Consider the following 16985-nt stretch of genomic DNA (forward strand, 5'->3'; position numbering starts at 1 on the left):
GCTCTGCCCGGCGATCGATGAACCCCGACCACGACAGGCGCGCCGTTCCGCTGTACGGCGCGCCTGACGCGTCCCGTGGAGATCACCAGCGTCCGCATACCCACGGCCCGGGGTTCTCGGCGCCCGAGGAATTCGGAGACCCGGGCGTTCCCGGCCCGTCCTGTCAGGCGTTCTCGCCGAGCGATTCCCGATAACCCGCCAGCACCTGCTCGCGCAGACTCTTCTCGGTGTGCCGGATGGCCGGGCCGACGAAGGCCTGGATGATCTTGTCCAGCGCGCGGCCCGCGAATCCCCCGGGTACCCGGTAATCGACCACCACGCCGATCTCGGTGGTAGTCGGATCGATGGCCTGGAAACTCCAGTGGACCGTGCCCTCGATGCCCTTGATCGCGTGCAGCGAGACCTTCGCGCCGTCTACCCATTCGGTGACCTCCGCGCGCATGTGCAACGTGGTCGGGCCGAGATGCAGCGCCGTGTCGAACACCGCGCCGACGCCGGTGGTCTGCTCGCCGACCGGCGTGTAATGACGAACTCCGAACATCCACTTCGGCACATTCCGATAGTCGGCGATGTACTCGAACACGAAATCCACCGGCGCCGCACCGGTCGCCTTGTGCTCGACATGTCCCATGACTGCTCCCCTTCCGCCGGACCGCCCCGCTGGTGTCGAGGGTAGGCGGTACCCGCGAATGCCGCCGCTCGAGTGGAAAGCGCTCCAGCAGAGCGTGATTCACCTCACGATGCGAGGGATTTCGCGGGCGCTGGAACTCGCGATCGTCGTGCGCAGAACGGCAAAGCTGCCGCAACGGTCCCCCAACATGCGAGCGCCCATCGATCGGCGGGCGCGTGTTTGCCTCCGCCGACCCCGGGTAGCGCCAGGAGTGGTGGCGCGAGACCGCGTCACGCAACCGCCGACCTTCCGAGGGAGGATGACGATGGCAAACAACCAACGAGGTTTCGCGGCAATGGATTCCGAGCAGCAGCGCAAGATCGCCAGCCTGGGCGGCAAGGCGAGCAGCGGCAGCTTCGACAACGACCCGAGAAGGGCGAGCGAAGCGGGTAAGAAGGGTGCCGCGGCCCAGCCGACCGAGGCCAAGCGACTCGGCGGCCAGCACAGCCACCAGGGCCGCTAGCGAATCGCGCGGGAAGAGCGGGACATTCGGCCCCGCTCTTCCCGCCCTCGATTCACTCGACGTACCACCGGAAGTGATCGGGGCCCTGAGCGTGGGCGTCGATGGTGTCGCGCAGATAGTTGGCCGATTCGACCAGCACGCCACCCGATTCCAGACTGCCGATCACGATGCCGAGGAAGGCCGCGCGGCCCTCCGGTGTCGGGAAGTAGACGATGCCGCCCGAATCACCCCGGTCGGCCACGAAATCCGCGACGAAGAAGGTCGCGCCCACCTCGGTGACCCGGCCGCAGGTCCAGTTGGTCGCCCAGCCGACGTGGCAGACCTCCTGTCCCACTTGGGCATCGGTGTAGGTCGACTCGATGCCGAAGTTGCCGAGCGAAGCCGAGACACCCACCCCGGCGGCCAGCCGGATGAGCGCGAAGCCCAGCCCGCCGATGGTGGCGTCGTCGCCGTGGCTCTGCTCGTATCGGCCGATCACCCTCCCGTTCTCGTCGTAGACGGTTCGGCCTTCTTGGAAACAGTGCGCGGCGGTGACCGCGTACTGCTGATCCCCCATGTGTCCGGTCGCGCCGACCGAGCAGATGCTCTCGCCCGTCGTGATGGTCATGCCGGGATAGGCGATCCCCTGCGCCTGCGCGGTGGCCGGAAACGCCGCGCCGAGGCCCGTCGCCAACGCCGCCGTCAGCAGGAGCTGCGTCAGCTTGTTGCGGTAGTTCATGTTCACGCTTCCTCATGCGTGGCCGAGGCGCGGTCGGCCGGTGTAACTCGATGCGCCCGATCGGCGGAAGGCTCGCCACGAATCCACGGACAGCCGACCTACACGCGCCCCGACACGCGAGACGATCGGCTACCCGAAACCCGGATCACGTGGCGGACTCGCCCACTCCCCCTCACCCCTGACGAACGACCTCTCGCCGTTCGCGCCGTACCGTATCACGCACCGCCGACACCAACGCGACTCCACCGAATGCGCAGCGCCCCTTGATGAATCAGGCCATACCCGCGTGCGCAGAGCGGCGGCGGATGGCATGCACGCCGGACCCGTCACGCAGCGGGTCGGACGCATTCGGGGATCGGTTCGCCTGGCTTCGCCTCGACGGTCGGCACATACGGCCTGCCGCCGAACTCACCCGCCGGGCACAGCCGCACCACCGCGGGATCCGGTCCGGCCCGGTTGCCGCTGTTGTCGAAAACGATCGGGCCGCCCGCACCCGCCACCGCGAGCTCGGGCGAGGTGAAACCGCCGAGGGTGATGTTGACCTGGCTGCGCTGAACCGTCGACGCGGCAGGAAGCGCGCGCACGGCGGCGACGACAGTGCTCAGCGCGTCGTAGGCGTTCACCGCCCAGCCGTCGCCGACGTGCGCGAGATCGAATCCCGCTGCGGTGTAGGCCTCTTCGAACAGGGCCCACTGCGGATTGTCCTGCTCGGGTCCGTCGGCCCCCGCGACGAGGGTGAACAGCACCCGGACGCGTCCGCCGACGAAGCTCGGCGAACTCAGCGCCTTGCCACGCAAATCCTCGAGCGCGGCATCGGATTCCGCGGTGCGCAGCCGATTTCCGTCGGAGGTGCTGAGCACCGTGATCGAGGTGGCCGCGCACTGCCCGTTGGTGTACGAAACGTCCAGGTCGTAGAGCAGGCGACCGAGGTCGCGACCGCGTGCCAGATACGCGATCGTCACGTCCTTGGCCGTCGCGCACACCCGTCGCGCCGTCTGCGACACGGTGGTCGGCTCTTCGGCGTCGAACTTCACCTCGAGCAACTCGCCGCCGTACTGGCGGTGCAGGAAGGGCAACGTCGTGCAGGTATACGGGTCCGAGCCACCGGTGGGAACCATGACGAAATCGGGCCTGGTCGGCGCGACCGCACCCAGCGCGCGGACCTGCACCGCGACACGGAAGGCGACCCGATAGTAGTAGTCCTTCCCGACTCCCCCCGGGTAGGTGATGTTCTCGTCGCACCGGGTGAAGTCGGGATCGTCGCCGGCGGAACCGGCTTGGTCGAAGCCCTCGGCGGTGACCACGTCCGACACCATCGGAATCTTCTCGGCGGCAAGCAGATCCGCGACCTCGGCCGTGGTCTGGTCGCTGAGGCCGATGCCCGCGACGGCGACCACGTCGCCGCGTTGCGCCATTTTCCGCGCCACCGCCACGGCGTCGCCCTCGGGTCCGTAGTCACCGAGATTGCCGACGACGAGACGCATCGGATGCACGCATCCGGTGGCGTTCGCCCGGCGCTGGCCGACGGCCATACCTTCCAGCTCGTGCACGGCGCGACTGCCCGCCAGCTGGTCGGTCATGGTCAGCAGCACACCGACGGTCACCGGTGTGCCGGGACATCCGTCGGCGGCGGTGCGGTTCTGCTCATCGATGACCCGCATGACGTGCTCGAACGCGGGCAGTTCGAAAGCGTAAGGGCCCTCCGACAATCCGACGCACCGGCCGCCCGCCGCCCACGCCGCCGTGCTCGGCAAGCCGTCGTTGCAGGTGGCCAACCGCCGCAACGGCTCACGGGCCGCGAACCCGCTCACCGCGCCGACCACCAAGATCACGACTACACCCAGCCGCACCCAGTCGGTCCAGGGTCGCGGCATGGGCCTTCGCCGCTTCGGGACTATGCCTGCCCAGTAACGCGACTCCACAGCGGGCTCCTCATCGAGGTCGGGTCAACGGGTTCGGCGCACACAATGGTGGTAATCGTTGGCGCGCAACAGGAACGGGCTTCGGTCCGTGGCGTGGTCGGCGAGGCGTTCGAAGCTGTGCGCCGCCCGTGCGCAGAGGATCTCCCTGCGCTCCGCGACGGTGATCCGCAGGTCCGATTCCACTGCGGGCACGACCGCGAGCAGCACGGCTATGTGCTCGACGCGACTCGCGGCGTGGTCGCGGCCGTCGACGAGACCGGCATCCGGCCTGCGCGGATCGGACATCTCCACGATCTTGTCGAACAGCGACAACCACTCGGAAGCGGCTGTGATCGGCAGCAACTCAGCCAGTTCGTCGACGATGGCGGCGCCACCGTGCAGCAGCCGCGTGTAGTGCAGCCTGCTCGCGCGATCGCCGGAAGGCGCTGTGTCGAGCAGCTTTCCGAACACGCGGTCCCAACCGGGGTGACGGTTCGTGCGCACCGCCAGTTCGCGCAGGCCCATGCGACGAACGAAGGCGGGCAGCACCGCGCTGTCGGTCGGCCCGCTCCACAGCGACGGGGATCGGAACACCGGCGAACGCTCCCCGATCCCGGGGGGCAACAGCGTGACCAACCGGAGTGCGTCGCCCTTGGTGCGCGCCGCCGACACCGTGACGAGCGCGTCGAGCGTGTCCTCGTCGAGTTGCTTGCGCGGGTGCAGATCCTTGGCGAACATGCCGAGCAGGTGGCGTTGGACGGCGGTGCCCGGCCCCGCGTGGTTGTCGCGCAACAGGTCGTCCAGGTCGTCTACCGACCGCCGACGCTGCCGCAACCGATCCAGCACATAGGCCGTCGCGGCGGGGTGGCCGCCGGTCAGCCGGTACACCTGTTCGCCGATCCGGTCCGCCTCGATCGAGGTGACGTCCTTGGCGAGGGTCTTCACCTCGAACTCCGTGAAGTCGTCGATCCGCAACCGCGCCCACGGGTCCCGCTCGGACGGATCGGCGCGCCGGCGCGGCGTCCACGTCACCGGCGCGGGGACCTGTCCGTCGAGTTCCTCGGCGAGGACGCCGGAGCTGGTGGTGACGAGCGTCAGCGGATCCGTCAGCGGGGATCCGGCGGCGGTCATCGCCTCGCGCGCACGCAGCAGTGCGCTGGTGAAGGCGATCGCGGTCGGGGTGTCGCCATCGTCCAGCAGCACAACGACATTCGACGGCCGTCCGGCGACCCGCGCCGCGCTGTGCCGGAGGTCGGCGAGGAAGGCGCTGATCAGCAGGTTGTCCACGCCGCGCCTGGTGGCCGCGTCTTCGCTGGCCGCTTTGATGCCGAGTTCGATGAGCTCCGTCTCGGCGTCGGCCCGCAGGCCGAGATCCTGGTGTCCGTACCAGGAGACCGCCGAACCCCAGGTGATCTTGGTGATCAGCCTGCCGCGAGTCAGCCTGCCCACCACCAGGTTCGACAGGTGCTGGCTCAGGGTCGGCGCGATCATGCTGGCGCCGGGCAGCTTGATGTTGGCGGCCTGCGCGCCGGCCAAACCGACCAGATCGCCGATGAAAGCGACCAGCGTCGCGCGGTCCCGGTACCGATTCAGCGCCGTGCGCAACCGTTCTCGATGCTCGGTCGCGGGAATCTCGGTGAAATTCTCGTTGATCGCGATCTGCGCCACCACGATGCGCGGAAACGCCATCGGGAAGCCGGGCAGATCCATGCTGAGGCCGAGCATCGCCGCGGCGAGCACGGGGCGGGCCGGGTTGTCCGGGTCGTACGGGCGTTCCAACGGCCGGACCAGAACGGTCGGGGTCCGTCGCTGCCACCGGTCGAGCACCTGCTCCAGCACGGTGGTGCGCCCCGACCCACCGTACCCTTCCAGCACCAGTACGGGATTCCCGGTTTCTTCGGTGCTTCCCCGCGGAACCCGCACCAGGGTGTCGATCAGTTCCAGCAGCTCGGCGCGCCCCACGATCACCAAGCCTCACCTCCCTCGGGCTTGCGCGAGACTCTAGCAGCGCGACGCCGATTCCGCTGTGAGACAACTCGATCCGTGCTCCGACTCGCCCGAGTTCGACGCAAGGCAGGCTGCCCGGCCCATCGGCATGCGCACCGAGGACCCCGTCTGAGTGCGTGAGCGGCAAGGTTGAAGGTCCGAATGTGAGCCGGTGGTCGCGCGGGCTCGCGGGGTGCCGATCTTCGCAGGTCAGCGGGGTCGTCTACGGCGGAACCGACCGGGTCGAATGCGAGTTGTCCGCATGGACGCCGGGGCCGAGCCTGAATACATGGAATACCTGCGATACGCCCAATTCCTGCCCGCCGACTATCGACGCGAACCCTTGCTCGAACCGATCTCCACCTGGTGGTCGTGGCGCGGGCGCACTGTGCACGTCGCCCGAGCGGCGCGACCCGATGCGGCGGTGCGGGTGCTGCTCGTCCACGGCGCGGGCGGGCACGCGGGACTGCTCTGGCCGTTCGCCGCGCTCGCCGCGAGCGAGGGCGTCGAGGCGATGGCCATCGATCTGCCGCTCTACGGCGACACCGTCGAACCCGAGCCGAACTCGGTCCGCTACGCCCACTGGGTGGACCTGCTCAGCGAATTCGTCCTAGCCGAAACAGAATTCGACGAACGGCCGTTGATCCTGTTCGGCGCGAGCATGGGCGGCATGCTCGCCTACGAGACCGCCGCGCGGACGCGAGCAGTGGCGCACGTCGTCGCCACCTGCCTGCTCGACCCTTCCGACCCCGCGGCTCGGCGGGCCGCGGCACGCTGGTCGTTCACGGGCGGCTTCGCTCCCTTACTGCTGCGATCGCTCACACCGCTGGCCGGGCTTCGGGTGCCGATCAGGTGGTTGGTCGACATGCGGAACATGAGCCTCGACCCGGCCCTCTCCGACCTGTGCGGCAGCGACCCGAAGGGCGGCGGCGCGCACGTCCCGCTGGGATTTCTCGCCGACTTCCTGAACTTCCGGCACACCCCGCCGGAGGAGTTCACCGCCACACCGGTCACCCTGGTGCACCCCGCGGCCGACCGGTGGACACCGCCGTCGCTCAGTCTCCGGTTCCTGGCCAGGGTCCCCGGACCGACCAGGACCGTTCTCTTGGACGGCTGCGGACATTTCCCGATCGAAGAACCCGGCCTGAGCCTGCTGGCGACGACCTTGCGCGAGGTGCTGGCCGAAACGGCCGCGCTCACGCCGCCGGATCGGCGGTGATCCGGCGGACCAGCTCCAGTAGCCGTTCGGTGTCGAGCCGGTGTGGGATCAGCACTCGATGCACCTGGACGTCTACGGCGTGAACAATGGTGCGCGCCAGATAATTCGGGTCCTCGCCACCCCGGCCGCAGCGCACGAGGTGGAACGCCACCTCATCCGCGAGCCGGTCCTCGAACGCCCGCATCGCCGCCACCTCCGCCGCCGACCGGGGCGCGACCCGGTGCAGCACCGCGTGCAGCGCGGGCCGATCCCGGTGCAGGTCGACTACCGCCTCCAGGATCACCCGCATGGTCTCGTCGAACCCGGGCCGCGTCACACGCGCCTCGGCGAACACCGCGTCCAGCCGCGCCATCCCCTCGGCCACGTGCCGCTCGGCAAGCGCGTGCAGCAGCGCGTGTTTGTTGGGGAAATACTGATACAGCGACCCGATCGACACCCCGGCGCGCTCGGCGATCCGGTTCGTCGTCGTCGCCAACCCCTCCCGCCCGAACATCTGCGCGGCCGCCTCGAGCAGCGTGTCCACGGTCTCCTTCGACCGCCGCTGCCGCGGCGCCTTGCGCGGTGTATCGGCCATGATCCCTCCACGGTAGCCCGCGGCGGAGGACTCCCGCACTCGGTTCCGTACGCCTCCGAGGCATACGGACGCAGGGCCAGGATCAGCCGACGACGGCGAGATACTCGCCGTAGAAGAGCATGAGCCCCACCGCCGCGGCGATCCCCGCGAGGAGCCAGAAGCGGATGATCACCGTGGTTTCGGCCCACTTGCTGAGTTCGAAATGGTGGTGGAACGGGGCCATCTTGAACACCCGATTGCCCGTGGTGCGGAAAACGACGATTTGCAGCAGGACCGAAAGGATTTCCGCACAGAACAACGCGCCGACCACGGCCATCAGCAGCTCGGTGTGGGTGGTGATCGAGAGGCCCGCGAGCAGGCCGCCGAGGGCCAGCGAGCCGGTGTCTCCCATGAAGATCTTCGCCGGTGCGGCGTTCCACCACAGGAATCCGATGCACGCGCCGACGCCCGAGGCGCAGACCACCGCGAGATCGAGCGGATCCCGGACCTCGTAGCAGCCTGGCGCGACCCCGGTCGCGCACGCGTTGGTGTACTGCCAGAAGGTGATGATCACGTAGGCGCCGAGCGCGAAGCTCATGGATCCGGCGGCGAGGCCGTCGAGGCCGTCGGTGATGTTCACGGCGTTCGACCAGGCCACCACGAGGAAACAGACGACGAGCAGGAACCCGACAAGCCCGAGCGACACGGCGCTGAAATCCCGGACGTAGGACATGTGCTTGCTGGCGGGCGTCAACCCGGCGCCGTCGGGGAATCGCAGCGCCAGCACGCCGAACAACACGGCGGCGCCGAGCTGGCCGAGGTACTTGCCCGTCGCGGTCAGGCCGAGATTGCGTCGCTTGCGCAGCTTGATGGAGTCGTCGAGGAAGCCGACGAAACCCAAGACGGTCGCCAACCCGAGAACGAGCAGCGCGGAAGCCGACGGGCCATCGACGCCGTCCCGGACCACGATCAGATGCGAGCCGAGGTACCCGGCCCACAGACCGGCGATGATGGCTATGCCACCCATCGTCGGCGTGCCGCGCTTCGCCTGATGACTCGCCGGTCCGTCGACGCGGATCTCCTGACCGAAGTTCCTCGTGACGAACGCCTTGATCAGGAACGGCGTCACCATGATCGACACCGCCAGCGCGATCATCGCCGAGAACAAGATCTGATTCATGGGCTCCCGTACCGCCGTTGAGCTTCCGCCCTGTCCACCAAACCCGTACGCCTCGGTCAGATGCTAGCCAAAGCGAGCGGTGTACGCCGTGCTCGGCCCCGAACCCGCACGTGCGCGTCTCGATCGTTCGCCGAATACCTGATTCCGCCTTACTCTGAGATAGCAAGGGGCACACGGTGATACAGGGGAGGGCGCGCGATGCGCAGTCTGGAAGACCGATTCGGCGACGTCATCGACCAACTCGAGAGTCTGGGCGACCGGCCCACACTCACGCAGGTCGACGAGCTACACCACCTGGTCGACGACCTCGACTACGAGCTGCAGACCACGACGGGCCTCGGCGCTCGCCGCTACGAATTGACCAAGCGCAGCAGGCACTCGCACGCCCTGCTCGGCGAGGCCCGAAACCGCGCCCTCGACATCACCGACGAATGGGAAGTCCCGCAAACCATCGACCGGCCGTACTGAGTTCCATCGCGACGGTCGCGGGGCGCGGCCTCGGTCGCGACACGGCTGAACGGCGTGCCCGCCACCGAAGGCTGTGGCGACCGGGATGCGGCTTACCGCGACTGCCGCTGCCCGTGCAGTTCGGTGGCGCGTCCGGCGAGCCAGGCGAAGTCGTCCCACAACTCGGGCGCGCCCCGGTCCGAACGGTATTTCTCGACCAGCGGTCGCAGGACGCTCCAGCAGGTCCGAAGCGAATCGCCCCAGGAATCGGCGACCACGTCGGTCGGGATGAACCCATTGCGGCACATGATGGCGGCACAGTCGTAGCTGTGGCAGACGCGTTCGGCGCGCAGGATGTCGTCCTCGGTCCAGGTGTCGAGGTCGCGAATCCGCAATTCCCGCATGACGAAACGCCGATCCTGACGGATCACTTCCGCCTGCAGCATGTCGTACACCGCTTTGAAAGCGCTGGCGTAGGTCGTCTTCCGCATCTCGGTCACCTGCCACACCACCAACGACGCGGCGACGAGCGCGATCACCGCCGTCGCCACACCAGCAGCCGCGGCGACCGCCGACGAGTCCATGCCACACCTCGCGTGAGTGATGCCAGAAGTTCCTAAGGAAGCCTAACCGAGTCCCCCGATCGGAGCGTGGTCGGCGGAGGTGACGCATCGGCATCTCGAAGAGGTCAGCGGCACGGTCCCCGTGGCACTCACGGCCAGGCAGGCAACTCATGCCCGTCATACCAGAACCTGTTGCACGCGAGCGCGATTCATCACCGCTGTTCTGAGACATCGACTGATCTCTCGCCGCTCCAGCACGGATCACGACTGGTTCGGCGAGTCCCGATTACCTTGTGTGGCCCCGGCCGGCGGAGTCCGAGAGCGGTATCGCCGAGCTGCGGTCGCGCGATCGGTCAGCGCAGTGCACAACCAATAATTGTGGCCAGCACGCGGATTGGCTGTTGAGGCTCGTCGCTTCACCTGGTTGCATCCTCCTGGTCGATGTGGGTTGTTCGGACATGGCGGCAGGCTTTCATCGGCGCTCCCCACACGACACGCGGCTACGAACGGGAGGAACATGGAGATCGGACTGAAGCGGCTGATCGGCGAGGGACTCGACGCTTACGTCGAGGAGAGCCGACAGTTCAACGCGGCCTCACCTGCTGGCGCGGGCCCGACCAGTGTCGAGGAATTGCGGCAGGCCCGGGCCAGGCAGGCCAGGTCTCTCACGTCATCGGGTGACAGGGCTACCCAGCGCACCGCCGAAGTCGGTGAGCGTCGAGTCCCGGTGCGGATCACCGTCCCTCGGGAAACCGAGATCCGGGGCGCCTACCTCGACATCCACCCTGGCGGCTTCTATCTCGGATCAGCGGCCAGTGAGGACGCCCGCAATGCTCGTCTGGCCGACGCTCTCGGCGTGGCCGTGGTGAGCGTCGACTATCGATTGGCGCCCGAGCATCCATGGCCCGCGGCTCCCGACGACTGCGAAACCGCTGCGCTGTGGCTCCTCGAACAGGCCGAGTCGTTGTTCAGGACAACGAAACTGGTGATCGGCGGAGCCTCGGCGGGCTCCACGCTGGTCATGACCACCCTGCTACGACTACGCGACCAGGGCCTGGCCGATCCGTTCGCCGGTGCCGTCCTACAGTTCGGCGCCTACGACCTCAGCGGGCGATCCCCCGGCGGGAGGCTGTACGCCGACGAGTTCTTCATCGAGGCGTATGTCGGCCATGTCGCCGACCGAACCGACCCCGATATCTCTCCCCTCTACGGCGACCTCACCGACCTACCGCCGACACTGCTGGTGGTGGGAAGTCTCGATATCCTCCTCGAAGACAACTTGGCTATGGCCGCCCGCCTCTCCGCGGCGGGAAACGACGTGGACATCCGGGTGTACCCCGAGTCCACCCACGCCTTCACCCACCGCCCGACCGGCATGGCCGCCGTCGCGCTGCGGGATATCGATTCGTGGATCGCGCACCGTCTGTCAGGCGACTGAGTCCGGGGGCTACGGCGAATAGGCCGTCGTACGCAATTCCACAGTGAATTACCTTTGCTAGCAAACGAATTCATGATCACTGAGCTGGAAACAAAAGGGTCCATTCACGCGATGAGGGGTGAGATGATCGAGTTGCCCGATGGCTACGGAGGAGGCAGGGCCGTGATCGACGGAATGGTGATCGCTGGTTATCTCGCGGGGGCGCTCGGAGCCGCAGGCAGCCGGTGGGTCGATGGCCAACTCGATGGGCTACTCAGTTCCCTCACCGAGACTGTGCGGCGCAAGCTCGGCCGCGCGCCTCTCGACGACCTCGCCGAGAACCCGGACAGCGTTGCGGCACATCGTCGCGTGGCCGCCTCGATCGAACGTGCGGCTGCCACCGACGCGCAGTTCGCACGGGAACTCGCCGAGCTGCAAAATCAGCTCGGTCGGCGCGAGGGATACAACAGCGTGATCCTGACCGGCGGTGGTAGCCAGACCGTCGCCGGTTACGGCCAGGGCCATACAGCGGGCAGAGACAACATCGTCTCCGACTACTACGCCCCGCAAAACGACGACCTGTCCGGGGCCCCGACTTGGACGAAAGTTTGCCTCTGGGTCGGTGGCGCGATTGCCGTATTCGGCTGGGTGATCATGATGATCGCCATCAGCCAACACAATTCACCGAGCACTCCCGGCGTCGGATTCGCGATCTTCGCCGCGGGAGGAATTTTGATGGGCGCAGGCGAGCTCGGGGCACGGACCTCGACTCCTCGGCGCCGCCGATAACGTCCGAAGCTACGGCCAATCCAATGCCGCCGGTGAATTCGCGTGAAACGTCGACAGCGATGCTGGCGACGGACGTCCGTATCACTTCGCCGCCGTGAGGCCAACGAACGCGCTGCAACGACCGGCCGACCGTGAACCGCGCCGAGCCGAGCGATGCCGAGCGGCGGGCGACACCGGGGAGCACCGCTCGGCTTGGCACCTGTCTCCGAGAACAGGAGCGGACGAAGGTTGAGGCGCTTCAACTGGGCGCTGCACGCCACGGACGTCGAGTAGGAAATCCAGCGGAATCCCACGCCCAGTCGACCGCCGAAATCTATCGCTGCCGAGCCCCGTCCGGGACGAACGCACAGCGAAATTGCGAACATTTCCGCTGGTAGAAGGGGGTTTGTGGGGCGGGCGGGGCTCGAACCCGCGACCAATGGATTATGAGTCCACGGCTCTAACCGACTGAGCTACCGCCCCGCATGCGCGGTGGAACCGCGACTGTCAAGGATGCTACCGGGCGCGGCGGGCCGGGCACCAGTTGACTCCCCGGCCCCTCGACGCTACTCCGACGAAGCGCGGTCTGTCGGCCGACTCGGCCGGGCGAGGTCGATTAGGGTGGGGCCGACACCGGAAACTTACTGGAGGGTCAGATATGGCCAGTGTGTTCGCGAATGTGCTGCGGGTTCATCAGTGGGTATACGAGCAGAGCGGCGGGCTGGTGGGCCACAAGCTGCTGTTCGGGAATCCGACCCTGCTGTTGCGAACGATAGGACGGAAGACGGGTCAGGAGCGGACCTCGGCGCTGACCTACGGACGCGATGGCGAGGCATACCTGGTGACCGCGTCGAACGGCGGCTCGCCGCGTCCGCCGGGGTGGCTGGCGAACGTGAAGGCAGCGCCCGAGTGCGAGATCCAGGTGGGGCGACGCAGGATGAGAGTGGTTGCGCGAGCCACGTATCCGGACGACCCGGACTACGCACGACGTTGGGCGATAGTCGACGAGGTGAACCAGGGCCGCTACAGCGCCTATCAGAAAATGACCAAGCGGCCCATCGCGGTGGTGGTGTTGACGCAGGCGAGGTGACGCGGTCAGTCGTCGCCGTCTCCCCATCGCCCCTTGTCCACCGGCACGCTGTCGTCCCACCGACTCTCCATTCTCGGTGGGCGACTTGCGAATTGGACGACGGCGAAAACGAGGAAGAGGACGACGGCAACGACACCGACGACTATCAGAGTTTGCACGGGGGCACCCTAGCGCTGTCTGAGACCGATCGCACCCACGCGCGGACAAGTCACAAAGTAAGCAGCGTTCGACCGAGAGATTTCCTCAATTCGATTGCGGCATGGGCTCGGTCGGCGTGTTCGAGGGGGAAGGTCTGACCGATCACGACCTCGATGTCACCGGCGACCACGGCGTCTTGGATACCCCGCGCGAGGGCGTTCCAATCGGTGTCGGCGCCGGTGATGTCGAACAGGCCGAGCGCCGAGATGCCGCGCACGGCCAAGCTGTCGCTGTCGAACTCGGCGAATTCGCCCGCCGCGGCGCCGTATCCGAGGAATCGGCCGTGGTCGGCGATGGCTTCGGTGGCCGCCGCGCCGAGGTCGCCACCCGCTCCGTCGAGCACGACGTTCACCCCAGCCCCGCCGGTCGCGGCGCGTACCTTGGCCGACCAGTCCGGCTCGGAGTAGTCGATGACGGCGTGCGCGCCGAGCCGTTCGGCGAGTTCGAGCTTGTCGCGGCCGCGAGCCGCCGCGACCACGTGTGCCCCTGCGGAGCGCGCCAATTGGATGAGCAGCGTGCCGAGCCCGCCGCCTGCCGCGGTGACGAGAACCCACTCCCCCGCCTGGATCGCGGCCCGCTCGAAGACGGCGAGCGCGGTCCTGCCGTCGTGGACCAACGCCACGGCCTGCTCGAGCGAAAGCCCTTCCGGCACTTCGTTGAGCGTCTCGACCTTGGCCAGCGCCTTCTCGGCGTAGCCGCCGATGGGCTGACCGCCGCCGATGCCGCTCGCGGCGGTGCTGGTGGCGACGCGCTTGCCGATCCACGAGGGATCGACCTCCGCGCCCACCTCGACGACCACGCCCGCCACCGCTCCGCCCGGCACGTAAGGGGTTTCGATCTGGAAGTATTCGCTCCCCCACCCGCCGCGCAGCCGGGTGTCGAGGAACATCACGTCGGCCGCCGCGACCTGAACGACCACCTGACCGGGACCCGGTGTCGGATCCGGGATCTCGCGCACCGCGAGCACCTCTGGTCCACCGAATTCCGTTGCCTGCACAACCCGCATCACTGACCTCCACATCTCGTTGATCAGTGCCCAGCATGAAACCTGAAGTTCAGTAGAGGTCAAGCGCTGGGAGCGGTATCACTCGCGAGCGAGGCGGGACATCGCGTTCAGGAGCCCCCGCCACCGCAACTGCTGCCCCCACCGCCGCCGCAACTACTGCTGCTCCCGCCGCCACAGCTACTGCCGCCGCCCCCGCCGGACCCGCTGTCTCCGCCGCTGCCGCCCGAACAGCCGCTCACGGAGTCTCCCCCGCCGCAGCCGCTGCCGTGGTGGCGGTGCCCCGTCCCGGCGCCGCCCGCGAACCACGGTCCCGGATTGTGGTTCGGTCCCCACCCTGGCTGCCGCGACGGCCTGTTCACGGCCTTGACCAGAAGCACCACGAACGCGACGACGGCGACCACGAATATCACGACCACAGCGATCAGAAACAGACCCAGGAGAACAGCCCTCATGCCGGAATGGTAGCGGCGCGCCGCCGTACAGTGAATCGTGCAGTTTTTCCGTTCCCGACAGCGCCTCCGCCGCCAGGTCGACCTACGCGACGTCGAGGAGGCGGTGGCCGCGCTGAAACTCACCGAGGCCGTCTTCAAGACGTGCCCGTGGCAGCCGCGCGAGCTGGTGGAGACCGGCCTGCGCCAGTGGCTGCGCTGTTGCGGCGCGGCGATGCGCGACGGCCAGGTCATCGGCATGCCCTCGCACGCGGTGGACGAGGCGTGGCACGGCCTGATCCTGTGCACGCAGCGCTACGCCGCGTTCTGTACGGCGGCCTACGGCCGGTTCCTGCACCACTACCCGGACGGGGACGGCCCCGCCGAGCCCACCGCGCACGGTTCGATGACCGAACAGCTCGGCCGCACGGTGGTGGCGTGGTCGATGGTCGCGCGGCCCGGTGAGACCTGTGTGCTGTGGGATCTCGACAGCAAGGTCGGGGTCGCCGAACCGTGGGGCATCGACGCCCGGCGCGTCGCGGCGATCGAGGCCGAACTGCACCGGGCGGCGACGAACCCCGCTAAGTGAGCTTCACCCGCGCCGCGAAGAACCGCACCACCGCGGGCGCGAAGCGGTTGAACTGGTACTGCAAGCGCGCCTCCGGGGTGACCGGCACGATGCTGCGGTTGCGCCGGACGGCCCGCACGATCTGATCGGCGACCTTGTCGGGCGTGTAGTGACGCCTCCGGTACAGGTCGTCGTACTTGGCCTGCTTGCGCTTCTCCTCCTCGACGCTGAGGCCCGAGAAGGACGTGGTGGCAACGATATTGGTGTGCACGATGCCGGGGCAGACGGTGTGCACCGAGATGCCGCGGCCCGCCAACTCGGCGCGCAGGCAGTCGGAGAACATGAACACCGCCGACTTGCTGGTGGAGTACGCGCTGAGCCCCTGCTGCGGGCTGTAGGCCGCCATGCTGGACAGGTTGACGATGTGTCCGCCCAAACCACGCTCGGCCATGGCGGCGCCGAAGGCGCGGCAGCCGTTGACGACGCCGCCGAGGTTGATCCGCAGCACCCGATCGAACTCCGCCGACGGCGTGTCGAAGAACCCGCCCGCCTGGCCGATGCCCGCGTTGTTGATCAGGATGTCCGGCACGCCGTGCGCGGCGAACACCTCGGCCGCGTGCGCGGTGACCTCGGCCTCGTCCGAGACGTCGAGGCGATAGGCGTGCGCCACACCGCCTTCCGCGGCGATCAGCTCCGCGGTCTGCTTGGCGGCGTCCAGATTGATGTCGGAGAGCACGATTTCGGCGCCGAGGCGGGCGAACGCCAGCGCGGTCTCCCGGCCGATGCCGCTGCCGCCGCCGGTGATCACCACCAGCTGGTCGTCGAATTCCTTTCGGTTCCGGTCGGTTTCGGCGCGACGCAGGCCGCGCGGCACCGCGCCACCGGCGAGGGTGTCGATCAGCTCGGTGGTGGCGGTAGCCAGCAGTTCGGGGTGCGAGAACGGCATCCAGTGCCCGGCGGGCACGTCGCGACGCCACAGCCGCGAGACCCACTTGCGCTCGTCGTCGTAGCCCGCGGGCCGCACCGCGACGTCGCGACCCGCCACGATCAGCTGAACCGGCACCTCGGTGTGCCGCTCCCGCGGGCCGAGCAGCCGGGGCACGATGTTCGCGCGGTAGATGCGCAGGCCGTCGACGATGTCGCGCCGGAAGGTCGGCGCCAGGGTGACGTTCGACGTCGGTGTGTCGTTCATGAGGGAAACGACGCGCTGCCAACGCTCTTCGGTGCCGAGCGCGGTGAAAGCGGCTCGCGGCAGTACCGGCGTCATGAAGAAGGCGGTGTAGGCCGAGGAGAGCAGCTGGGTGAAGGGCTGCCAGAGGTTGCGCGGCGTGGGCCGGGACAGCCTGGCGCGCACCCACTTTCCGATGTGGTCGAGATTCGGGCCGGACACGGAGGTGAACGAGGCGATACGGTCGGCGGCCCGCGGTTCGCACACCGCCTCCCACACCTGCACCGACCCCCAGTCGTGGGCGAGGACGTGCACGGGCGCGTCGGGGCTCACCGCGTCGGCGACGGCGTAGAAGTCGGCGGCGAGCTCCTCGAGCCGGAAGTCCGCGGTGCGCTGGGTCCGGGTCGACCGGCCGTGCCCGCGCGTGTCGTAGGTGACGACGTGGAACCGCGGCGTCAGCAGCGGCACCACGGCGTCCCAGAGGTGGTGGGTGTCCGGCCAGCCGTGCACGAGCACCACGGTCGGATCGGCGGGATCACCGTATTCGTAGACAGCGAGGTCGAATTCACCGCTGCGCACGATCCGCTCGGTCGCCACCGAGTCGATATCCGTCGTCATGGACGTCTCCTTGTTCTCCGGGTC

16 protein-coding genes and 1 tRNA gene are annotated in these 16985 nt (G+C 68.1%); 7 read left to right on the forward strand and 10 right to left on the reverse strand.

The genetic code is table 11. The annotated features are described in order from the left end of the window. Positions 1-163 precede the first annotated feature (163 nt). Complete coding sequence (locus ABZV58_RS14875; protein ID WP_355000682.1) at positions 164-631, reverse strand: SRPBCC family protein; 468 nt, start codon at positions 629-631, stop codon at positions 164-166. Positions 632-935: 304 nt separating this feature from the next. Here ABZV58_RS14875 and ABZV58_RS14880 point away from each other — a divergent pair, with 304 nt between their 5' ends. After that, positions 936-1133, forward strand: a complete 198-nt coding sequence (locus ABZV58_RS14880) for a KGG domain-containing protein (RefSeq protein ID WP_355000683.1) — start codon at positions 936-938, stop codon at positions 1131-1133. 52 nt (positions 1134-1185) lie between these two features. Here ABZV58_RS14880 and ABZV58_RS14885 read toward each other — a convergent pair whose 3' ends face one another. The 3 genes from ABZV58_RS14885 to ABZV58_RS14895 form a co-directional block, all read right to left on the reverse strand. Next, positions 1186-1851 (reverse strand): trypsin-like serine protease, encoded by a 666-nt coding sequence (locus ABZV58_RS14885; protein WP_355000684.1) that lies wholly within the window; start codon positions 1849-1851, stop codon positions 1186-1188. 326 nt (positions 1852-2177) lie between these two features. Beyond that, positions 2178-3725 carry an ABC transporter substrate-binding protein gene (locus ABZV58_RS14890; protein WP_355000685.1) on the reverse strand — a complete coding sequence of 516 codons (1548 nt, stop codon included), beginning with the start codon at positions 3723-3725 and terminating at the stop codon, positions 2178-2180. Positions 3726-3797: 72 nt separating this feature from the next. Next, positions 3798-5723: a hypothetical protein gene (locus ABZV58_RS14895; protein ID WP_355000686.1), complete on the reverse strand. Its 1926-nt coding sequence runs from the start codon at positions 5721-5723 to the stop codon at positions 3798-3800. Between the two features lie 304 nt (positions 5724-6027). Here ABZV58_RS14895 and ABZV58_RS14900 point away from each other — a divergent pair, with 304 nt between their 5' ends. Then, a complete protein-coding gene (locus ABZV58_RS14900; RefSeq protein WP_355000687.1) occupies positions 6028-6957 on the forward strand; it encodes an alpha/beta hydrolase in 930 nt (309 codons plus the stop codon). On the opposite strand, the gene ABZV58_RS14905 is transcribed toward ABZV58_RS14900, so the two are convergent. Together ABZV58_RS14905 and mraY are read right to left on the reverse strand one after the other, a co-directional pair. After that, entirely contained in the window at positions 6935-7531 is a 597-nt protein-coding gene (locus tag ABZV58_RS14905; RefSeq protein WP_355000688.1) for a TetR/AcrR family transcriptional regulator, read from the reverse strand. The genes ABZV58_RS14900 and ABZV58_RS14905 overlap by 23 nt on opposite strands. 82 nt (positions 7532-7613) lie before the next feature. Continuing rightward, a complete protein-coding gene (mraY, locus tag ABZV58_RS14910) occupies positions 7614-8690 on the reverse strand; it encodes a phospho-N-acetylmuramoyl-pentapeptide-transferase (protein WP_355000689.1) in 1077 nt (358 codons plus the stop codon). A gap of 198 nt (positions 8691-8888) precedes the next feature. On the opposite strand from mraY, the gene ABZV58_RS14915 reads away from it, so the two are divergent. Next, positions 8889-9158 (forward strand): hypothetical protein, encoded by a 270-nt coding sequence (locus ABZV58_RS14915; RefSeq protein WP_355000690.1) that lies wholly within the window; start codon positions 8889-8891, stop codon positions 9156-9158. A gap of 92 nt (positions 9159-9250) precedes the next feature. On the opposite strand, the gene ABZV58_RS14920 is transcribed toward ABZV58_RS14915, so the two are convergent. Beyond that, positions 9251-9721 (reverse strand): hypothetical protein, encoded by a 471-nt coding sequence (locus tag ABZV58_RS14920; RefSeq protein ID WP_355000691.1) that lies wholly within the window; start codon positions 9719-9721, stop codon positions 9251-9253. A gap of 496 nt (positions 9722-10217) precedes the next feature. Between ABZV58_RS14920 and ABZV58_RS14925 the strand changes: the two genes are divergently transcribed. Continuing rightward, the gene (locus ABZV58_RS14925; protein WP_355000692.1) at positions 10218-11138 is read left to right on the forward strand and encodes an alpha/beta hydrolase; all 921 of its coding nucleotides are present in this window, start codon (positions 10218-10220) and stop codon (positions 11136-11138) included. 72 nt (positions 11139-11210) lie between these two features. Continuing rightward, positions 11211-11906, forward strand: coding sequence for a hypothetical protein (locus tag ABZV58_RS14930; RefSeq protein ID WP_355000693.1), 696 nt, complete (start codon positions 11211-11213; stop codon positions 11904-11906). A gap of 388 nt (positions 11907-12294) precedes the next feature. Here the strand turns inward: ABZV58_RS14930 and ABZV58_RS14935 are convergent. After that, positions 12295-12368: transfer RNA gene (locus tag ABZV58_RS14935), tRNA-Ile, on the reverse strand. A gap of 175 nt (positions 12369-12543) precedes the next feature. Between ABZV58_RS14935 and ABZV58_RS14940 the strand changes: the two genes are divergently transcribed. Next, entirely contained in the window at positions 12544-12975 is a 432-nt protein-coding gene (locus ABZV58_RS14940; RefSeq protein WP_355000694.1) for a nitroreductase/quinone reductase family protein, read from the forward strand. 208 nt (positions 12976-13183) lie between these two features. On the opposite strand, the gene ABZV58_RS14945 is transcribed toward ABZV58_RS14940, so the two are convergent. Beyond that, a complete protein-coding gene (locus tag ABZV58_RS14945) occupies positions 13184-14179 on the reverse strand; it encodes a zinc-binding dehydrogenase (RefSeq protein ID WP_355000695.1) in 996 nt (331 codons plus the stop codon). Positions 14180-14668: 489 nt separating this feature from the next. Here ABZV58_RS14945 and ABZV58_RS14950 point away from each other — a divergent pair, with 489 nt between their 5' ends. After that, complete coding sequence (locus tag ABZV58_RS14950; RefSeq protein WP_355000696.1) at positions 14669-15196, forward strand: hypothetical protein; 528 nt, start codon at positions 14669-14671, stop codon at positions 15194-15196. On the opposite strand, the gene ABZV58_RS14955 is transcribed toward ABZV58_RS14950, so the two are convergent. Next, entirely contained in the window at positions 15189-16961 is a 1773-nt protein-coding gene (locus tag ABZV58_RS14955; RefSeq protein ID WP_355000697.1) for an SDR family oxidoreductase, read from the reverse strand. The genes ABZV58_RS14950 and ABZV58_RS14955 overlap by 8 nt on opposite strands. Between the last annotated feature and the right edge of the window lie 24 nt (positions 16962-16985).

The organism is Nocardia sp. NPDC004654, assembly GCF_040609595.1.
In the GTDB taxonomy this organism is placed as follows: Bacteria; Actinomycetota; Actinomycetes; order Mycobacteriales; family Mycobacteriaceae; genus Nocardia.

Excerpts from the sequence above, each read along its gene's own strand:
- ABZV58_RS14875 (WP_355000682.1), bottom strand. The coding sequence starts at position 631 with ATGGGACATGTCGAGCACAAGGCGACCGGTGCGGCGCCGGTGGATTTC.
- ABZV58_RS14880 (WP_355000683.1), top strand. The coding sequence starts at position 936 with ATGGCAAACAACCAACGAGGTTTCGCGGCAATGGATTCCGAGCAGCAG.
- ABZV58_RS14885 (WP_355000684.1), bottom strand. The coding sequence starts at position 1,851 with ATGAACTACCGCAACAAGCTGACGCAGCTCCTGCTGACGGCGGCGTTG.
- ABZV58_RS14890 (WP_355000685.1), bottom strand. The coding sequence starts at position 3,725 with ATGCCGCGACCCTGGACCGACTGGGTGCGGCTGGGTGTAGTCGTGATC.
- ABZV58_RS14900 (WP_355000687.1), top strand. The coding sequence starts at position 6,028 with ATGGAATACCTGCGATACGCCCAATTCCTGCCCGCCGACTATCGACGC.
- ABZV58_RS14905 (WP_355000688.1), bottom strand. The coding sequence starts at position 7,531 with ATGGCCGATACACCGCGCAAGGCGCCGCGGCAGCGGCGGTCGAAGGAG.
- mraY (WP_355000689.1), bottom strand. The coding sequence starts at position 8,690 with ATGAATCAGATCTTGTTCTCGGCGATGATCGCGCTGGCGGTGTCGATC.
- ABZV58_RS14915 (WP_355000690.1), top strand. The coding sequence starts at position 8,889 with ATGCGCAGTCTGGAAGACCGATTCGGCGACGTCATCGACCAACTCGAG.
- ABZV58_RS14920 (WP_355000691.1), bottom strand. The coding sequence starts at position 9,721 with ATGGACTCGTCGGCGGTCGCCGCGGCTGCTGGTGTGGCGACGGCGGTG.
- ABZV58_RS14925 (WP_355000692.1), top strand. The coding sequence starts at position 10,218 with ATGGAGATCGGACTGAAGCGGCTGATCGGCGAGGGACTCGACGCTTAC.
- ABZV58_RS14930 (WP_355000693.1), top strand. The coding sequence starts at position 11,211 with ATGATCACTGAGCTGGAAACAAAAGGGTCCATTCACGCGATGAGGGGT.
- ABZV58_RS14940 (WP_355000694.1), top strand. The coding sequence starts at position 12,544 with ATGGCCAGTGTGTTCGCGAATGTGCTGCGGGTTCATCAGTGGGTATAC.
- ABZV58_RS14945 (WP_355000695.1), bottom strand. The coding sequence starts at position 14,179 with ATGCGGGTTGTGCAGGCAACGGAATTCGGTGGACCAGAGGTGCTCGCG.
- ABZV58_RS14955 (WP_355000697.1), bottom strand. The coding sequence starts at position 16,961 with ATGACGACGGATATCGACTCGGTGGCGACCGAGCGGATCGTGCGCAGC.